16 protein-coding genes, 1 other RNA gene, 1 riboswitch and 1 other annotated feature are annotated in these 18,648 nt (G+C 37.8%); of the genes, 10 read left to right on the forward strand and 7 right to left on the reverse strand.

From position 1 onward, the window contains the following. Positions 1-13: 13 nt before the first annotated feature. Genes ACLIBG_RS09805 through ACLIBG_RS09815 form a run of 3 tightly spaced genes read right to left on the reverse strand, consistent with a single transcriptional unit; the run spans position 14 to position 2,577 of the window. Positions 14-685, reverse strand: coding sequence for a methionine ABC transporter permease (locus tag ACLIBG_RS09805; protein WP_439312584.1), 672 nt, complete (start codon positions 683-685; stop codon positions 14-16). Beyond that, positions 686-1,702: a methionine ABC transporter ATP-binding protein gene (locus ACLIBG_RS09810; RefSeq protein ID WP_439312585.1), complete on the reverse strand. Its 1,017-nt coding sequence runs from the start codon at positions 1,700-1,702 to the stop codon at positions 686-688. 56 nt (positions 1,703-1,758) lie between these two features. Next, a complete protein-coding gene (locus tag ACLIBG_RS09815; protein WP_439312586.1) occupies positions 1,759-2,577 on the reverse strand; it encodes a MetQ/NlpA family ABC transporter substrate-binding protein in 819 nt (272 codons plus the stop codon). Between the two features lie 124 nt (positions 2,578-2,701). Continuing rightward, positions 2,702-2,809, reverse strand: a riboswitch (SAM riboswitch). A gap of 313 nt (positions 2,810-3,122) precedes the next feature. On the opposite strand from ACLIBG_RS09815, the gene ACLIBG_RS09820 reads away from it, so the two are divergent. Continuing rightward, positions 3,123-4,490 (forward strand): hypothetical protein, encoded by a 1,368-nt coding sequence (locus ACLIBG_RS09820; RefSeq protein ID WP_439312587.1) that lies wholly within the window; start codon positions 3,123-3,125, stop codon positions 4,488-4,490. Positions 4,491-4,604: 114 nt separating this feature from the next. Beyond that, the gene (locus ACLIBG_RS09825; protein WP_439312588.1) at positions 4,605-5,258 is read left to right on the forward strand and encodes a lysozyme inhibitor LprI family protein; all 654 of its coding nucleotides are present in this window, start codon (positions 4,605-4,607) and stop codon (positions 5,256-5,258) included. 173 nt (positions 5,259-5,431) lie between these two features. On the opposite strand, the gene ACLIBG_RS09830 is transcribed toward ACLIBG_RS09825, so the two are convergent. Both ACLIBG_RS09830 and ACLIBG_RS09835 read right to left on the reverse strand, forming a co-directional pair. Then, positions 5,432-5,827: a general stress protein gene (locus ACLIBG_RS09830; protein WP_439312589.1), complete on the reverse strand. Its 396-nt coding sequence runs from the start codon at positions 5,825-5,827 to the stop codon at positions 5,432-5,434. Positions 5,828-5,946: 119 nt separating this feature from the next. Beyond that, entirely contained in the window at positions 5,947-7,131 is a 1,185-nt protein-coding gene (locus ACLIBG_RS09835; protein WP_439312590.1) for an RtcB family protein, read from the reverse strand. A gap of 134 nt (positions 7,132-7,265) precedes the next feature. Between ACLIBG_RS09835 and sspL the strand changes: the two genes are divergently transcribed. The 4 genes from sspL (at position 7,266) to ACLIBG_RS09855 (ending at position 9,581) form a co-directional block, all read left to right on the forward strand. Beyond that, complete coding sequence (gene sspL / locus ACLIBG_RS09840) at positions 7,266-7,406, forward strand: small, acid-soluble spore protein L (protein WP_439312591.1); 141 nt, start codon at positions 7,266-7,268, stop codon at positions 7,404-7,406. A gap of 16 nt (positions 7,407-7,422) precedes the next feature. Beyond that, on the forward strand, positions 7,423-7,683 hold the full coding sequence (locus tag ACLIBG_RS09845) for a sporulation protein (RefSeq protein WP_439312592.1): 261 nt from the start codon (positions 7,423-7,425) through the stop codon (positions 7,681-7,683). 51 nt (positions 7,684-7,734) lie between these two features. Beyond that, positions 7,735-7,917: non-coding RNA, 6S RNA (gene ssrS, locus ACLIBG_RS09850), on the forward strand. Positions 7,918-8,147: 230 nt separating this feature from the next. Next, positions 8,148-9,581, forward strand: a complete 1,434-nt coding sequence (locus tag ACLIBG_RS09855) for an MDR family MFS transporter (RefSeq protein ID WP_439312593.1) — start codon at positions 8,148-8,150, stop codon at positions 9,579-9,581. Between the two features lie 237 nt (positions 9,582-9,818). Here the strand turns inward: ACLIBG_RS09855 and ACLIBG_RS09860 are convergent, their stop codons facing one another. Beyond that, positions 9,819-10,766, reverse strand: coding sequence for a DMT family transporter (locus ACLIBG_RS09860; protein WP_439312594.1), 948 nt, complete (start codon positions 10,764-10,766; stop codon positions 9,819-9,821). A gap of 173 nt (positions 10,767-10,939) precedes the next feature. Continuing rightward, positions 10,940-11,203 (forward strand) — a binding site (T-box leader). A gap of 113 nt (positions 11,204-11,316) precedes the next feature. Between ACLIBG_RS09860 and ACLIBG_RS09865 the strand changes: the two genes are divergently transcribed. The 4 genes from ACLIBG_RS09865 (at position 11,317) to ACLIBG_RS09880 (ending at position 17,561) form a co-directional block, all read left to right on the forward strand. Then, positions 11,317-12,156 carry an SAM hydrolase/SAM-dependent halogenase family protein gene (locus tag ACLIBG_RS09865; protein ID WP_439312595.1) on the forward strand — a complete coding sequence of 280 codons (840 nt, stop codon included), beginning with the start codon at positions 11,317-11,319 and terminating at the stop codon, positions 12,154-12,156. Positions 12,157-12,637: 481 nt separating this feature from the next. Then, complete coding sequence (locus ACLIBG_RS09870; protein WP_439312596.1) at positions 12,638-13,930, forward strand: M20 family metallo-hydrolase; 1,293 nt, start codon at positions 12,638-12,640, stop codon at positions 13,928-13,930. A 197-nt stretch (positions 13,931-14,127) separates the two neighbouring features. Next, complete coding sequence (locus ACLIBG_RS09875; protein ID WP_439312597.1) at positions 14,128-16,287, forward strand: YhgE/Pip family protein; 2,160 nt, start codon at positions 14,128-14,130, stop codon at positions 16,285-16,287. Between the two features lie 317 nt (positions 16,288-16,604). After that, positions 16,605-17,561, forward strand: coding sequence for an alpha/beta hydrolase (locus ACLIBG_RS09880; protein ID WP_439312598.1), 957 nt, complete (start codon positions 16,605-16,607; stop codon positions 17,559-17,561). Between the two features lie 190 nt (positions 17,562-17,751). Here ACLIBG_RS09880 and ACLIBG_RS09885 read toward each other — a convergent pair whose 3' ends face one another. Continuing rightward, positions 17,752-18,633: a c-type cytochrome gene (locus ACLIBG_RS09885; RefSeq protein WP_439312599.1), complete on the reverse strand. Its 882-nt coding sequence runs from the start codon at positions 18,631-18,633 to the stop codon at positions 17,752-17,754. Positions 18,634-18,648 lie beyond the last annotated feature (15 nt).

Below are 18,648 nucleotides of genomic sequence, written 5' to 3' on the forward strand. Positions count from 1 at the left end.
TATTTCTCCTTCTTTAATCTTTCTTCAATCGGGCTGCCAATCGGTTGCCAATAGATTGGATAAGCTGTACGAGTATAATAAGGATAAATACAGTTGCATACATTACATCCACTTCATAACGCAAATGTCCATACCGATAAGCCAAGTCACCAAGTCCACCAGCACCGACTAGTCCAGCCATGGCGGTTGCACCAATGAGGCTGACGGTTGCAATAGTCAAGCCTAATATAATGGACGGTCTCGCTTCTCTAAGCATGACATGCCATATAATATGACGTGTTTTAATTCCCATTGCGGTATATGCTTCAACGATCCCATGCTCTACTTCCAAGAGTCCCGTTTCTATCAGTCTGGAAATATATGGGGCAGTATAAATTACGAGTGGAACAATAACTCCTTTTACTCCAATCGTTGTGCCGGCAATAATTTTCGTGAATGGTAATATAAAAAACAATAAAATGATAAATGGAACAGAGCGGACAACATTGATGAATAGATTTAAGCTTTGATATAACCATTTGTTTTGCAACGCCATACCAGGACGGGTGATCACTAGTAAAATTCCTAGTGGGATCCCGATGATGATGGCAAACAGAAGGGATACACCAACCATTTGAAATGTTTCTATAATGGCTTGCCAAATTATTGGGGTCCATTGATGAATAAAAGTGTCAAATCGATCCATTTAATTTCCCTCCAACCGTTCAATGCCGACGTTTTGCTTGCGTAAAAATTGTAAAGCTTGCTCGATTATTTCTTGATCACCTGTTAAATGAATGACGAGATTGCCGATAATATCATTTTTCAGTTCAATAATATTTGCTGTTAAAATATTAGGCTGAACATCAAATTTCTTTGTTAATTGTGCGAGTAAAGGTTCCCCAGTATTTTCACCAATAAAAGTAAGACGGACAACCGTACCGTTTAAGTTTAACTGTGAAATAAGCGACGAAGATAACTTGCGCTGCGAGATTGTATTTAAAAACTTTTGTGTAGTTTTATTTTTAGGACTGGCAAATAATTGTACGGCAGTCCCTTGCTCGATTACTTCACCTTTTTCCAGAACTGTTACGTTGTCACAAATTTTTTGAATAACATTCATTTCATGTGTAATAAGTAAAATCGTAATCCCAAACTCTTCATTAATTTTTAGAAGTAAATCAAGGATAGCATCCGTTGTTTCCGGATCAAGGGCACTCGTTGCTTCGTCACTAAGTAAAATATCAGGTTCCTGCGCCAGTGCTCTTGCAATGGCAACACGCTGTTTTTGTCCACCAGATAATTGATTCGGATAAGCGTTTTTCTTATCTGCCAAATCAACAATATCCAAATACTTTTCAACACGTTTATGCACGTCTTCTTTTTTTAACCCGAGTAATTTTAATGGAATGGCAATGTTGTCATATACAGAAGCTGTTTTTAATAAATTGAATCCTTGAAAAATCATTCCAATGTTTTTCCGGACGGATCGTAGTTTATCGGGGGAAAGGAAGGTCGATTCCTTTCCCTGGATAAACACATTTCCGCTCGTCGGTTGTTCCAGCAGATTGACACAGCGAATTAATGTACTTTTGCCAGCTCCGCTATACCCAATAACTCCATGGATTTCTCCTTGTTTTACATGTAAACTCACATTGGTTACTGCTTTGATATCGCCGCTTTTTGATGAGAAAAATTTTGAAACATGGTCAAGAACGATCATTTACTGTCCTTCCTTTCAAAAGGGAACATTACGGAATCGCAATGTTCCCTGCTGTATTATTCGTCCCAGCTTGGAATCATGGATCCTTGGAATTCTTCTTCAATGAATTGTTTTACTTTGTCGGATTGGTATGCACTTACTAGCTTTTCAACTACAGGATCATCTTGGTTTTCTGTTCGTGTCACAATGTAGTTCACGTATGGGGAGTCAGTAGATTCCAATATGATCGAATCATCTGTCGGGACAAGACCAGCTTCCAAGGCATAGTTCGTATTGATTGCAGCGGCCTCCAATTCAGGAAGCTGCTTCGGAATTTGTGATGCTTCCAGTTCGATGAATTCTAGATTTTTAGGATTGTCTTTTATGTCATGGATCGTTGCGTTTTCCTTATTGTCAGTATCCAACGTAATATATCCTGCTTCTTCAAGAATGAACAATGCCCGGGCACCATTTGTCGGATCGTTCGGCAACCCGAACAATGCACCATCCGGGATGTCTTCAAAGCTTTTATGTTTCTCCGAATAAACGCCCATAGGGTTTAAAATCGTTTTTCCAACGGTTGTTAAATCTGTTCCATGGTCTTCGTTAAAAGCGGCTAAAAATGGTTCGTGCTGATAACAATTGACATCCAATTCATTTTCTGCCAAAGCAGTGTTAGGTAAAATGTAGTCTGAGAATACTTTTAATTCGATTTCAAGCCCATCTTCGGCTGCCACTTCTTTCGCTACTTCCAATATTTGTTCCTGTGGGCCGGATGTCGTTCCAATTACCAATTTATCTTCACTTAATGTACTGCTTTCTGAATCATCTCCACCACAAGCAGCAAGTGCTCCAATAAATAATATAATGCTTAAAATAAATACTGTTCTTTTCATGTTTTCTTTCCTCCCGGATAATATTTTTCAGTAATTCATTCGACAATGAAAAAAGCCTCTCTATCAAAAGAAAGAGAGGCTTGTAAAAATATAAATCCAGGATTCTAAGATTACAAGATTTCCTCTCTTATCTTTCAAAACATACGTTTTGCAGGAATTAGCACCTTTCTATCCTTTGATAGATGGTTGCCGAGCTTCATCGGGCCAGTCCCTCAGCTACTCTTGATAAGAGAAAACTATTTAATTGTCGGAAAATTACTGTGTCATTAATCTACACGAGAAGTTCAAAGCTGTCAACGCAAAAATAAGAAAAACTATAAAGATTATATATTCAAATAATTACATAATCTTAGTCGTTATATGATGAAACAATTTTTATAGTGTGCGGATTATCGTGTAGGAAATTAGAAAAGATAATCCACAATAAAAGTATATTTCATAAGCGATAATGTAAAAAAATTTGAACCATTTTTTTGAAAAGGATGGAATCAATTATGGTATAGTGGGTAAGGAGTTTATTAGAGACTTGAAGGGAATCAACGAGAATGAAGGTACATATGCGTAATCATTTATATATTTTTTATGCTGCGGTATTATTACTGCATCTTAGTAATGTTTTTTTAAACATCCATTCACTCGAATATGTCATTGGACTTTTGGCTATTGTTATGATTGCCATTTCTTTTATCGATGCCAGTAAGCTATTTAAAATATTAGGCAGTATATTTTTAATTTGTGGTGGAGCAATGTACATTCAAGCAGAAGTTCCATTAATAAAGCTCCCATTGTTTATGACGTCAAATATGCCATTGCTCGCCTTTTTCGCAGTATTGCCATGGATTAACAGTGCTGTACATGTCGGAAAGTACGATCAACGGGTAAATGAGCTTTTGAAAGAAAATGTAGATCATTTAGGAAAATTGTATGGGAGAAGTTTATTAACTTCTTTTACACTCGTTACCTTCTTGAATCTATCGGCCATCAACTTATCCCAAAATATATTAAGTAAAAACTTGGAAAAAGTGGATGAAAAGATACGAAATTCTTTTATAAGTAAAACGACGCTGCGAGCTTTTTGTTTAGCGCTTATTTGGAGTCCAATGGAGATTGCAGTTGCGATTATTGTTGATTATACGGAAGTTAATTATTTGATTTATTTACCTTGGTTGTTGCTAATTGCCATCATTGTTTTATTTATTGATCGTGCCATCGGAAAATTAACGTACCAATCTATTCCTTATGAAGCACCATATACAGACGAAAACGAATTGTCTTCAATGGATATTTATAAAAAGGTTTTAAAGTTGTTTCTTGCCTTACTATTATTTCTATCCACTGTCATCGGTGTCGGGCATTTATTTCAATTAAATTTTATTTTAACTGTAACGCTCGTTATTATTCCGTTTTCTGCTTTATGGGCAATTGTGATGAAAAGATGGAATTATTTTCGAGTTCTGGCGTGGGACGTTTGGAAACGCCACATGAATCATATGCAAAATTTTGTTATTTTATTTACGTCTCTTGCATTTTTTTCAAACAGCTTAAATGCAACAGCAGTATTAGATGTCATTCAAAAACCATTCTTCATATTTAGCGAATATCCATTAATCATCTTTATTTTTGTGTTATTTACGTATTTCATTATGGCGATGTTAGGTGTTCATCCAATTGCAACAATTGGTATATTACTGGAAGTATTGTCACCGCTGTTTAATGTATTCAATCCCATTAGTATCGGAATTGTGTTAATTGTTTCTGCTCTAGCCACGTCGGGATCAGGTACGTACGGAATTGCTGTGACCATGACGTCAATAAATACCAAACAAAGTCCTTACCGCATTACGCTAAGAAACCTACCTTTTACTTTTTTAATGGGATCTGTAGGTATTATGGTAGCTTATTTCTTACTATGAAAAATCACAGGTATTCGGATTATTGTGTAATGATTAATATTTTCTAAACCAAGTAAATTTGCTATATAAACAATCATTTCGGCATTAGTATAATTTTAAAAAGGGGATTCAAAATTGAAAAACACCCAGAAGTTTTTATTGGTAATGTTCACAGTAGTATTTGTAATTTTATTGAATGCTTGTGAAAATTCATCTGAAGAGTCTAAGGTGAACAATCAGACACAAAATAACGCTGCACCTCAAAGCTCGAATAGCGAGTCTTCTAATGCGGATGTGTCAGAAGATGTTTCAAATACCGACAATACTAATACAGATAGCCTTGATACAGGTGATCATGATACAAACGAAAAAAAGGAAATATCAAACAAAGTACCTGTGAGAAAAGAAGTCTCATCTACTAATAACACTACCTCGGGTCTAAAAGAAGAGTATCTCAACAAAATAAACGATACTAAAAAAGAAGTCGATGAAATGGAAGCAACAGATTCATCAACATACGCGTTGAAAAAATTGGAAAACGATCGTTGGGATGCTTGGGATGATTTGTTGAATGAAATGTATGGAATCCTTGAAGAACAACTATCTGCCGAAAAGATGGACCAGCTGAGAAAGAAACAAAGGAATTGGATAAAATATAGAGATGATTCTGCATTAGAGGCGTCCGAAAAATATAAAGGTGGTACACAGGAACGTGTAGAATATGTTGCTGTGCTAGCAAATCTTACAGAAGAAAGATGCTATGAATTAGTTGAAACCTTTATGAATTGACCAAAGCAAATGTATTCATTGAATTGATTATAAACAGTCAGAGCTTAAAGAAATAATTTCTTTAAGCTCTTTAATGTAAATTAAATGTGGAACTAATTGTAGAAGTCGTGTGAACCGTCGCGAAATGTGTAATTTTTCTTGGATTTTACGTATCCATGCATAGACGGTCGGTATTATTGGATTTCGGGCTGTGAAATCGGATGACCCATTCGTATCTCATCATCGGCAAAAATCATCGTGCTGCCAGCTTCTAATTCAGCAGTCCATTTTGTTGCTTGTTTTTCCGAAAATCCAAGATTCACGAGTTTTTCGTAATTGCTACGCTCTTCCTCATCACTTTCGGAATCCGTAAACAACGTTTTAACTTTATCAATGAGTGAATCATTTTCATCTTGCTCTGTAATATCATGATTAATATTTACATCGGTATACTTCTTAATATCCTCTTGACTGCGCTTATTTGTGAAAATAACAATATTGGCAGCTTTATAGCCCTTCAATTCCAGATTATTTGCAGCATGTATGGCTTCCTCAACTGTTGGATAAGCTCCGATTCGCTGCATAGTCATGAAAACACCTCCTTCATCTTCTTCATTAACGATACCCGATTTATTTGCTTGAAAAACCAGAAGATGGAGATGTTTTAAATGTGAAAAAGGAGAAGTTTTCTATCGACCTTCGTAAACGATTAATCTCCCGCCATGCAAACACCGATTGGTTTTAATGTATGCAGAATTTCAATAGTTCCACGATGGGCGTGTAATACTTCTTCTAATTTCCGGTAGACAAAAGGACTTTCATCGGTTCCGCCGCCACGCAGTTCAACCCCATAATTATGTACCGCATCATCCATTTGTTCAGGTCGAATGACACCACCTGTACGTTTCCGCTTTTTCCAGTTCATTTTGCCGGCAGCTTTTGTACGGCTCATAATCCGGCCGGCACCATGAACAGTGCTGTAGAAAGCATCCTTGCTTTTATCTGAATCAATCCCTTGCAATATAACAGAAATATCAGCCATACTGCCGCCGACAAAGCCTAGCTGGCCAGGGAATGCAGGTGTTGCACCTTTGCGCACAACGATACAATCTTTCCCGTGATGTGTTTCTTTCCAAGCATAGTTGTGATGGTTATGTACTTCAGTTCTAGCATGTGCCCCAAGAATAGTAAGAACTTGATCAATAACAATATCCCGTCCGGCATAAGCATAGCGACCCGCTAAAGTCATTGCCCGGTAATACATATTCCCTAACTCGCTATTCATATCTAATAAAATAGGTGACTGTTCCATGGATTGTTGCTTCGTTTTTGCAAAAAACTCGCGGTTTTGCGCCAAATTCATAAAACCAGTTGCTATTCTGTGTCCAAGTCCCCGACTGCCAAAATGATTGGCTGCCCAAACGTGGTTTGTTTGTTCATCAACAAGAAGATCAACATAATGGTTACCTGAGCCAGCTGTACCTAACTGTTGACGAGCCAAGGCTTTTAATTTGTCATGTGTTTGTTGTCCCAATTCCAGGAATACATCCCAAGTTGGATCATCAAACAATTCGTGATCATATTTTACCTTGCTGCTTTTACCATATCCAAAAGGAATATTTTCATTGATTTCGTCCATTATTGTAGGCATATCTTTTGCAATATCAGCATGTGTTAAATTGGTTTTCACTGCCTTGTTCCCACAAGCAATATCATATCCGACACCGGAAGGAGCTATTTGTCCATCATAGACAATTACTGCTCCGACCGGCTGACTGTAGCCGTAATGTCCATCTGCACATAAGGCCCCACCGACAGTCTGTCCTTTTTGCAGGCAATTTTCAAATTGCTCTAAAGTGTTTTCCTCATGATTACCGAAAATAACCTGATGCATGCTCATCATACTCCTTTATATTTTTTCAATACGCTACTCTTAACAAAGAACGCAGATTTAGTGCAATAAACCTGTACCTTATTATAGGCATAGTTCCACTGAAACTTGAAATAATAGTAGTGGAGGTGTTTGTAATGACTAAAGACAATCATTTATGGAGCAAAAAGAAGGTAAATAGCAGTGTCAATCCACAAGGTGAAGAAGAAAATGAGAAAAAACAGCAACCGAAATCACAGTTGGAACAAAGAGCTAAAAAAAAGAATACAAAAATTTAGTACTGAACAAAAGAAGGTGATTAAAATCAAACGTTCAATTCGTTATCTTAGGGAATCGCTATCCAATTATACAGAAGAAGATAACATATCTTCACGAATTTATGATAAAATGGAACATAATAATTATGAAGATATAGAAGTATTTATTGAAGGTCTGGAAGAAGATGAAATATTATATTTGGACGGTTTTCTGGAAAAGGAGATAAAGTACGCGCAGCAAGCGAGCGACGAACTGCGTGCACAGGAACTTACAGAAATTTATTCGTTATTGTTTTAAATTGGAATGTTTTACCATTGAAATAGAAGAGGAAAAGATGTACTATATAATTACAAGCTACATTGTACGTTATAATTTAAGTTTAACCTCTAAACAATTATTAGGGAGTTTTAATATTGAAACAGGAATGTCAAGCCTCGATTGTGTGGAAGACAGGAATGTTTCTGCAAACACCCACTTGGTCTAAGTGGTGGTTAAAACTTTTTAATTGATAACGGCAAATGTGGCTCATCAATTTGTGATGCTGTAGGTCGGTCTCTTTATAAAGAGGCCGACTATTTTGTTGTGGATAAAAAATGCATTTGGAGAAGAACACCCTAACTAATTTTGAGCAGTCTATTATTTTATTGGAAGATTCTATAGTACGATTGATAAAGTGCTTTTAATCATCCCATAAATCCTCGTACTCCTCCAGTTATGTACATATGTCAAATAGTAAATGTTAAAAAGGGAGTGAATGACTATTGACTGATGCTACGTCTGACCAACAAACGATTCATAAAAAAATACCTCTTGTTGCTGTTTTACTTTCCGGTGCTTTTCTAGCCATACTAAACCAAACTTTGCTTGTCACCGCGATCCCTCCTATTATGAATGATTTGAATTTAACTGAAAACACGGCACAATGGGTAACAACCATTTTCATGCTAGTAAACGGGATTATGATTCCAATATCGGCTTTTTTAATGGAAACTTTTACAACGAGAAGGTTATTTTTAGTGGCAATGTCCGCTTTTGCAATTGGTACGCTTATATGCGGCATAGCATTAAATTTCCCTGTATTAATGATCGGGAGGGTAATTCAGGCGATGGGAGCAGGAGTGATGCTGCCGTTGATGATGACTATTTTTATACTGATTTTTCCGATAGAAAAACGAGGCACCGCAATGGGTACAGTAGGGTTGGTTATTTCCTTTGCTCCTGCAATTGGTCCGACACTCTCCGGTTGGCTGTTACAATATTTTCAGTGGAGAGCGCTATTTTTTGTCGTACTCCCTTTAGTTATTATTGATATTATTTTTGCTTACTTTCTAATGAAAAATGTGATTAAGCGAACCTTTCCAAAAGTTGATTTCCTGTCCATAGGATTATCAACGGCTGGTTTCGGCGGGCTTCTGTATGGGTTTAGTATAGCTGGAAATATAGGTTGGTCCAACAAGGTCGTAGGATTATCGCTCATCATAGGCGTTTGCTCCTTGGTTGTGTTTATTTATCGTCAGTTCAAGTTAAAACATCCCGTGTTGGAATTCCGAGTTCTAAAATATAAAACATTTACGATTACGACGGTTATTGGAATGATTGCTTTTTTAAGTTTGATTGCTGCTGAAACGATATTACCGATTTATATGCAAACAATGGCGGGATTTACCGCTTTTGAATCCGGACTTATGATATTGCCAGGTGCCTTAGTTATGGGCCTGATGTCACCGATTAATGGAAGAATTTATGATCGGATCGGTGCGCGGTGGTTGCTTATCGTGGGATTAACGATTTTGACCATTACTACCTTTTTGTATACGAACCTAACTTCAACGACTTCACTAGCGTACTTAATGATTGTCTTTGCTGTGCGCATGTTTGGAATATCAATGATTATGATGCCGGCAACAACCGCAGGCCTTAATCAATTACCGGATCGATTAATCCCTCATGGAACAGCAATGAATAATACAATGCGACAAATAGCAGCTTCCATTGGCACGGCAGTGCTCGTTACTATTATGACTGCAAGCGCTGTGGATACTGGGGCTATAACTGAAAATCCAGAATTAGTTATACGCGGGGTAAATGTTGCTTTTTATGTTGCAACGGCTTTAGCCTTTTTTGCTTTATTGCTTTCGTTTTATATAAAAGGGACATCACCAACAGAGGAACGAGCGACAATGGCCAAATCATGAGAATTTACGGATAATAAAGGAACGGTTGATGACTCAAAAGCGTTGTTCTTACGAGTAAATTAACAAAACTGCTATTGCTGGCTGTATGAGCAATAGCAGTTTTTTAAAAAGATAAGAATGTATATAATTTGCGCATATCTGTCTAGCTTCGACATACAATTCTTTTCGGTGGGACGAAAGCGTAGCTACAGTCCTAGGATGTTGCGCTTTTAGCCTACGAGGGCGCTTGCGCTTTTCTCACTTGGCCATTTTGTTATAAAGTACCTTTCTTCTATAATCCAAAAGTGTAGAGAGCATACTGTGCAGGATAATACCGACGATAACAAACGTCATTCCTATAATTGAAGTCCAACTTGGCAATAACATGCCAAGCAAAATCATTTCACCCAAGAGCGCAAATACGACCTCGCCGGAAGAAGTAGCTTCAACCCCTGCCAGTTTGTGGTTATCATGACGCACGAGTTCGGTTGCATAGAAAAATAAAACGGTGCCGATAACACCGCTGGAAAGTGCAACGATAAATGTTTGAGTCATTTGTCCGGTGCTTGGCGGACCATGCGTGACGAGCGCATAAATTCCCAGAACAATCCAAAAAGGCATGGATGCAATCGTCATTCCTAAAATACGCTGAAATGTATTTAGGTCTGTATTTACTAACTGCATCATTTTTCGATTTCCCAATGGATAGGAAACGGAAGAAACGAGTAACGGAATAACAGTCCATATAACAGCGATGAAAGAAACTTTGTTAGCATGTTCGATCTGCATCATAAATACACCAATAAGGATAATAATGGATATAAAGATACTTTGCATCGGAATATGCCTGTTTTCCTTATTAATAAAGGGGACAAGCAAAGAGCCGGCAATAATATTTAGCTGAAATGTAGCAGCTACGAGCCACCCGGGAGCATATACTGTTCCAAAAGCTATCGGTGCGTAAAATAATCCAAAACCAACCGTACTCCAAATTATCCATTGAAGTGGCCTTTTTTTAATATGAAGAAGAACTGGTTTCACGTTTTTCTTGTAACCGACAATTAAGATTAACATTGGCAGCATAAAAAAGAAGCGGAGTGATGCACTCCAAGCCCAGCTACCACCTTCAAGCTCCATTGAACGGTTAAAAATAAAGGCAGCAGAAAAAAATAGCGCACCTAGAGTACCAATAATGATCGGTCGCAATACGTCACCCCTATTCGGAAAAATAAATATATGAAGACAACGCATCCATTATAGCATATTATCAGCATACGAAATCGAGTGGATATAACACTCCATAGAAAAAATCAGGCTATTCATCAATCTTGCTTTATCTAAGTATGTTTCGTATACTGGACGTAACATAAATAGATTAATGAAAAACGTTGATGGGGAAAAGTAGGATTCAGTTATTTTTTAACAGAGAGCTCCCAGTAGCTGAAAGGAAGCAAAAATACGAATCTGAACAATGGCCCTGGAGTTTCGTACTGAACGTATGTTACTAGTAGGTTCCGACGAATTGGCGCTCGTTATCCCGCCACAGTATTCAAAGTCAACAGACTTGCGTACTAGGTGAGACTGAATGTGCAAGCATTTGGTGAAATAAGGTGGTACCACGTAAATCCAACCACGTCCTTATCGATTTTCGGTAAAGGCGTGGTTTTTTGATTTTATAAATGGGAAAGAATATATACAAAACGATTTGTGTCGTCTTTTCATACAAATAATTTATCAGCTATTAGGAGGGTTCTTCATGAGTAAAAACGTAGTTGTTCAAACAGACTTTGGTCGAAGCGATGGTGCTGTAAGTGCTATGTATGGGGTAGCACTATCTGTTGCTCCCTCATTAAGAATATTTGATCTTACACATGATATACCACAATATAATATATGGGAAGCTTCCTATCGTTTGTATCAGACGATCGCCTATTGGCCGGAAGATACCGTATTTATTTCTGTTGTAGATCCTGGAGTGGGGTCTGACCGGTTAAGTATTGTTGTCAAAACGAAGGATAATAAATATATTGTTACACCGGATAACGGTACTTTGACACATATAGCAGAAAGTGTCGGTATTAAAGCAGCCAGGATTATTGATGAGACGGTGAACAGACTTCCTAGATCAGGGGAGTCCTATACGTTTCACGGGCGTGATGTATATGCATACACGGCTGCGCGACTTGCATCCGAAATCATTGCTTTTGAAGAAGTTGGTACGGAATTAGATGTAAAAAATATAAAAGCATTACAGAAGTCAAATCCACAGGTGAAAGAGGGGAAGATATTTGGACATATTGATATTCTCGATATTCGGTTTGGGAATCTATGGACAAATATTGATCGAACCTTTTTTAAGCAGGCTCATATTGAGTATGGCGACTTGCTAGAAGTGACAATTAAGAATAACCGACGTGAAGTATATAAAAACAAAATGGTATTCGGACGTTCTTTTGCTGACAGCCATTTAGGCGAGGCGCTATTATACGTTAATTCAGTTGATAAAATTGGTGTGGCCATTAACCAAGGCTCGTTTGCGGAAGCGTACCGTATTTCAACCGGTGCAAACTGGAAAATAACCATTCAAACAAAGTAACAAAAACGTACAAATGACAGGTGAATCATAAGCAGTAGAAGAAAAATAAAATGATTATCTATAGCTACAATCGTTCTTTTTTATGAAAAGGTGGCATCAATGCCACTTTTTTTAAAGATAAGAATGTATATAATTTTGTGCATAGCTGTCTAGCTTCGACGTACAAATATTTTCGGTGGGACGAAAGCGGAGCTACAGTCCCAACATCGAACCACCAGCTCCCGTCTGGCGCAGTCGCGACGTTTATAGGCGGGGCGCTTGCGCTTTTCTTTACAATAGCGAACGATATTAATAGTAGGAGCATTAATTTCAGAACTTTATTTGTTCCGATCATCTTATCGACCATAAGACTTTTATTCTAAATACGGATATGATTTATAGGTGATAATATAAGAAATTTGAACACGGCCCGTATGAACATATTGTAAAACTTTAATAAGACGATTACCATTAAATATATACACGGAAAGGAAGTGTTTACATGACTCAATTTTCTTTACAGGAAAAATTATTAAGCAATTATGCAACAGAATATAATTATAATGGCGTTTCAGGAGAACGGTTAGCACAACGGCTTGGGGAATTGTCTAAGATTGGTCTAACCGCTGATCATGGTTCCAATCGTCCAGGTTTTTCAGAAGAAGAGCAGCAAGCAAAAGAGTTAGTTCAGCAATGGATGAAAGAAGCAGGGTTAAAAGTATGGCAAGATGGAGCGGGAAACGTATTTGGTCGCTTAGAAGGAAAAAATAAAGAAGCGAAAACAATTATTAGCGGCTCTCACGTAGATAGTGTGCCAAATGGTGGTCATTTTGATGGTCCACTAGGTGTTTTATCAGCACTGGAAGTAGTAGAAGCATGGAGAGAAACAGGTTATGAGCCGGATAAACCGTTTGAAGTAGCAATTTTCACAGATGAAGAAGGCTCTCGCTTCAATGGCGGGTTTCATGGAAGTGAAGCGGTTGTCGGAAAAGGTGATATTCAGGAAAAGCTGAAATTAAAAGATTCTTCTGGTAGCAGCTTCGAGGAAGTATTAAACCAAATCGGACTATCTATTGAAAGCTACGAAGCGGCCGTCCGGAATTTTGAAGATATTGAACTCTTTATAGAGCTGCATATTGAACAAGGGAAACGGTTGGAAAAGGCCGGACTTCCTTGTGGAATTGTGTCAGGTATTGCCGGGCCATCATGGACGGAATTTACGTTTTATGGACAAGCTGGTCACGCAGGAAACACACCGATGAATGATCGTCAAGATGCGCTTGTCGCGGCGAGTGAATTTATTTTAGAGGTAAATAAATTGGCTCCGAAAGTGAGTGACTCAGCAGTAGCAACTGTAGGAAAGCAATTTATTAAACCAAATGGGGTAAATGTAATCCCGGGTGAAGTAAAGTTATATGTTGATATTCGGGATATATTCAAAGAAACTCGAGATGCTTTAATTGAAAAAGTTACTACTGCCGCACAGAAAATAGCAGAGAAAAATAGTGTTCATGTGGAATCATATGAAAGCATGCGTACGTCCCCGGTTCCAATCGAAGAAAATACACAACACAAACTGGAGGAAGCGTTTAAGGCCAATAATATAAATAGCTATAAATTACCAAGTGGTGCAGGACATGATTCGATGATCATTGCAGAAAAAGCACCAGTTGCTATGTTATTTGTGCAAAGCAAAGATGGTATAAGTCACAACCCGGCAGAATGGTCCGATTTATCTGATTGTGTTCAAGGCGTACATGTATTGAAAACGTTTATTGAAAAGATGCAATCATAGAGATATCTCGTTAAACTTCGATGAATAAGGTTGGCCAACAACTAGGCCAATCTTATTTGATTTTATTCATTCAATGAAATTTGATACACCAACACGTGGATAAGGTATGTGTAAATGGTAATATAAAATAAACATTGCTATAATACAGTACTATGTTCTATAAAATTGACACATTACATACAGCAAGGACGTTATACATGAAAAACATCTGGGGTATTTATTCATCTGATGCAAAAAACATAGCAACTAACTGGGTGGCGGCTATCTTAATCGGCGGACTTATTCTATTGCCATCCTTATATGCTTGGTTAAATATAAAAGCTTCTTGGGACCCGTATGGACAAACAGATCAAATACCGATCGGGATCGTCAATGAAGATGAAGGTGCAATGGTTCGTGATCAGGAACTTCAGGTTGGCGATGAATTGGTAGCCACCTTAAAGAAAAACAAGGATATGGATTGGCATTTCGTCAGTCGCGATGAAGCGATGGATAAAGTAGAGTATGGAGATTATTTTGCGGCTATTGTTATACCGAAAAATTTCTCGAAAAATTTAAGCTCTGTCATTGAAGGATCACCGCAAAAAGCAAATGTGGATTACTATGTAAATGAAAAAATAAATGCTATTGCTCCTAAAATTACGGAAAAAGGCGCATCCTATATCGTTGACCAAATAAGTAGTGAGTTCATAGCTACCGTAAATGGGGTCATTTTTGATTTATTCAACAAAATTGGAATCGAAATGGAGAAGGATCTGCCTGACATAAAACAGTTTGAGGAGTATGTTTTTACGCTTGAAGACAATCTTCCGGAAATAAATCAATTATTGCATGATGCGATGTCTGATGCTACCAACGGAGAAAATATTATTCATAAAGCCCGTGGATTGCTACCAGAAGCAAAACGAACGACAAGTAAAGGATTACAGATAATCGATGAAACGACATCTTTTTTAAATACAGCGGAAGAAAGATTAACAGAAATAGCACCGAAGATTACAAAAGATCTTGAGAAAGTACAAAAAATCACAACTGAAATTGATGAATTCATGAAAGAAGTTCAAAATTCGCATCTGAATTTGCAGGAAGGTCTGCCACTAATTAAGAAAACGAATGAAAAAGTTGAATCTGCAACGGATACAATCAATCAAATTGAACAAACATTGCAACAAATAAAAGCACAGCAAACAGAAGAAAACTCTAACAGTGAAAAAATTGATGAAGCACTTAAAAATATAGCGAGATTAAAAGCGGAAATGAATTTGGTGAAAAAGAAAAACGCTGAAATAGATCAATTTATAAACACAAAATCAGAAGAGGCGGAACAAGTTTTTTCTGATTTGAAGGAAAAAGCAGCAGACACTTCCGTTCAAGTAGATCAATTTGTAAAAAAATATAAAGAAGAAATCCACCCCTTCGTTTTGAAGGAAATTACAAATACAAAAGAAACGTTACATTCAGCAAAAGGGATTTTAAACACAATAGAAGACACATTTCCAGAAGTCGAACAGTTATTATCACGTACAGAAAATAATTTAACAGAAGGAAAACAAACACTTGCCAATGTGGTGGGCGAACTTCCGTATGTGAATAATAAAGTAAATGAACTTGCAAATCGAATTCGCAACTTGCAAGCAGAAACAGATATTAATGAAATAATTGAATTACTGAAGAATGATCCGGAGCAAGAAAAAGGATTTTTTGCTGAGCCAGTAACACTAAGCGAAACCAAAATCTTTTCTATCCCAAATTATGGAACTGGAATGACACCTTTTTACACTGTGTTATCGCTTTGGGTTGGTGCCTTACTGCTTATTTCGTTATTATCAACAGAAGTGAATCGTGAAGTTTTCACAGGAAAACAAGTTTATTTCGGGCGTTATCTCACCTTTGCAACGATTGGTCTGTTACAAACATTAATTGTAACCTTAGGGGATCATTTTCTCGTCGGTGTAGATGTAAGCAGCCTATTTTGGTTTGTTACATTCGGCTTGTTCATAAGCATGGTATTTATGGCTATCGTTTATACGCTCGTATCCGTTTTTGGGGATGTTGGAAAAGCAATGGCCATTATATTGCTCGTGCTGCAAATTGCCGGTTCGGGTGGAACATACCCGGTTGTATTACTGCCGGAGTTTTTTCAGACGATTAGTCCATTTCTACCGTTCACATATGCAGTCGATCTCATGAGAGAAGCTGTCGGTGGGATTGTATGGAAACGAGCATTGCATGATCTTGCAATACTGGGAATTTTTGGGGTTTCGGCAATTGTTATCGGGTTGTTTTTAAAAGATCCGATCAATAAACAAACGCAAAAGCTTATGCAAAAGTCAAAAGAAACAGGACTGTTTCATTGATAAAATACACGACTGTGTATGACCGAAGTATTCCACACTTTTTCAATTTGAGTGTGAGGCTATTTAGATTTTTGTAATTGTGTCAGAAAGAATAAAATTTTGTGCATAGCTGTCTAGCTTAAGCGCCCAGCCCCTCGAGGTCTTAAGCAATAACTCTTCGTGGCAAAAACCGCCACTACGATTTCTTGCTTAAGCTTGTCGGGGCTGACCAGGGCGCTTGCGTTTTTCTTATGTGTTGTTAAGATGTACCATAGAAAAATCACCGAACAATCATATATACTAGATATACAGACTCATTTTTTTCAAGGGGGGAGTTCATGAAAAAAAAGAGGTGGATCAAGATAATTGCAGGACTATTTGGTGTTCTTTTAGTTATAGATATTATTGCTAGTTTTTATTTTTACAACCTAGCAATTGAACGAAATGTAAAGGATTTTTTGCAGGGCAATTCCGATCTGGAGGTATCCGCAGAAGCGATGAACGTTTTCTTGGAAGGCGATTGGCGCTCATGGGTAAGAGAGCAACCATTTGAACAATGGGAAATGACTTCGAATGACGGGCTCACGTTACAAGGGTATTATTTGGAGGCTGAAGTTCCGACAAATAAAACGGTCGTCTTTACGCACGGATATCTCGGACGTGGTAGTGATATGGGCTTGTATGGTCAATATTATTATGAAGAGCTTGGTTATAATGTATTCTATGCTGATATGCGCGGTCACGGAAAAAGCGAAGGAGATTACATTGGATTTGGCTGGCATGATCGGCTTGATTTAATAGATTGGCTTGATGTGATTATAGAAAAGCGTGGTCAAGACAGTGAACTTGTTATGCATGGACTATCGATGGGAGCAGCAACAGTTCTTATGGCAAGCGGTGAGAAGCTGCCTGATCACGTAAAAGCTATTGTAGCCGATAGTCCTTATACGAGTGTATATGACCTGTTCGCCTATCAAATGAAACGGATGTACCACTTGCCAGCGTTTCCAATATTGCCAAGTACAAGTATCGTCACCAAAGTTAGAGCCGGCTATTCATTAACCGAAGCATCGGCATTGGATCAAGTTAAAAAAGCTGAAGTCCCCATTCTGTATATTCATGGAAATGAGGATTCGTTTGTACCTACGAATATGGCACAAACGTTATATGAAAATACGAAAAGTGAGAAAGAAATCATCACAATCGATGGAGCAGGTCATGGTGAAGGTTTTGTTTTAAATAAAGAAAAATATGTAAATGCATTAAGTGGATTTTTAGAAAAGTATATTTCATAAAAAGGATGCCGGCGTTTAAGATAGCGCCGGCATTTTCTAAAAGGTAAGAAAGTATAAATTTTTGCGCATAGCTGTCTAGCTTTAGCGCCCAGCCCCTCGAGGTCTTAAGAAATAACTCTCCGTGACAATACCCGCCACTACTATTTCTTGCTTAAGCTTGTCGGGGCTGACCAGGACGCTAGCACTTTTATTAATCATCTTTCGGTACAATGACATCTAAGGAGGACCAATCGAAAGTTCCTTCTCTAATTTGTTCTCTTCGTTCTTTTGTAATATAAGTACGATCCGGACTCAAATGGTAATCCCCCACTTTTTCATCAGCAATTGGCCGTTCATGCGATAGTAGAAATGCGGCGATATCAGCTGCTTCTTGATCCGTTAAAGTTCCTGGTTGATCTTTTGGCATATTGTTCCGTATAAAACCTGCTGCTTTTTCAATCTTTGTCATGCCTGCAGCTTCATTAAACGACCCATCGCCCCATAGTGCAGGACCTGTATGATCTCCCGTGCCTGAACCATCTGTCGCATGGCAGGAAATACAATTCTTTTCTACAAACAATTCCCCACCTCTTGTCACATCCGGCTCGGGTACTTTTTTCATATCATTTGTCATCCGCCACGTTATATCTTCTTCTGATGCCACATCCTGTGAAATGAACTCAAAATAAGCAACCATCGCTTTCATTTCTTTGCTGTCTTCATCAAGTTTTTCTCCATTCATACTACGAACAAAACATCCATTAATACGGTCTTCAATTGTTGTATGTTCCCCGCGACGCTGCATTGGGAATTTTTCGGTAATACCAACCATTGGTGAATTTTGTGAAAGTCCACCATCACTATGACAGCTTAAACAAGACAGTTTGTTACCTACATTTTCCGGTACCATCGTATTCGTATCGTCAAAGATCTTTTTACCATAAATAATGTCGCTGTCCGAATCCAATTCATTAATAGATGCACGAATGTCCTTTGCATTATACATTTTGTTGTCACTATTTGTCTGGTTTGTACATGCAACCAATAGTGATAAGCCGATAAAAAGTATCCAAATATTTCGCTCCTTGAGCATGCAACCCCTCCAACT

It is taken from the genome of Virgibacillus sp. W0181 (assembly GCF_051846915.1).
In the GTDB taxonomy this organism is placed as follows: domain Bacteria; phylum Bacillota; class Bacilli; order Bacillales; family Amphibacillaceae; genus JBPYCR01.

Coding starts and splice junctions, on each gene's coding strand:
- ACLIBG_RS09870 (WP_439312596.1), top strand. CDS start 12,638: ATGACTCAATTTTCTTTACAGGAAAAATTATTAAGCAATTATGCAACA.
- ACLIBG_RS09820 (WP_439312587.1), top strand. CDS start 3,123: ATGAAGGTACATATGCGTAATCATTTATATATTTTTTATGCTGCGGTA.
- ACLIBG_RS09805 (WP_439312584.1), bottom strand. CDS start 685: ATGGATCGATTTGACACTTTTATTCATCAATGGACCCCAATAATTTGG.
- ACLIBG_RS09835 (WP_439312590.1), bottom strand. CDS start 7,131: ATGCATCAGGTTATTTTCGGTAATCATGAGGAAAACACTTTAGAGCAA.
- ACLIBG_RS09875 (WP_439312597.1), top strand. CDS start 14,128: ATGAAAAACATCTGGGGTATTTATTCATCTGATGCAAAAAACATAGCA.
- ACLIBG_RS09810 (WP_439312585.1), bottom strand. CDS start 1,702: ATGATCGTTCTTGACCATGTTTCAAAATTTTTCTCATCAAAAAGCGGC.
- ACLIBG_RS09830 (WP_439312589.1), bottom strand. CDS start 5,827: ATGACTATGCAGCGAATCGGAGCTTATCCAACAGTTGAGGAAGCCATA.
- ACLIBG_RS09880 (WP_439312598.1), top strand. CDS start 16,605: ATGAAAAAAAAGAGGTGGATCAAGATAATTGCAGGACTATTTGGTGTT.
- sspL (WP_439312591.1), top strand. CDS start 7,266: ATGACTAAAGACAATCATTTATGGAGCAAAAAGAAGGTAAATAGCAGT.
- ACLIBG_RS09815 (WP_439312586.1), bottom strand. CDS start 2,577: ATGAAAAGAACAGTATTTATTTTAAGCATTATATTATTTATTGGAGCA.
- ACLIBG_RS09885 (WP_439312599.1), bottom strand. CDS start 18,633: ATGCTCAAGGAGCGAAATATTTGGATACTTTTTATCGGCTTATCACTA.
- ACLIBG_RS09865 (WP_439312595.1), top strand. CDS start 11,317: ATGAGTAAAAACGTAGTTGTTCAAACAGACTTTGGTCGAAGCGATGGT.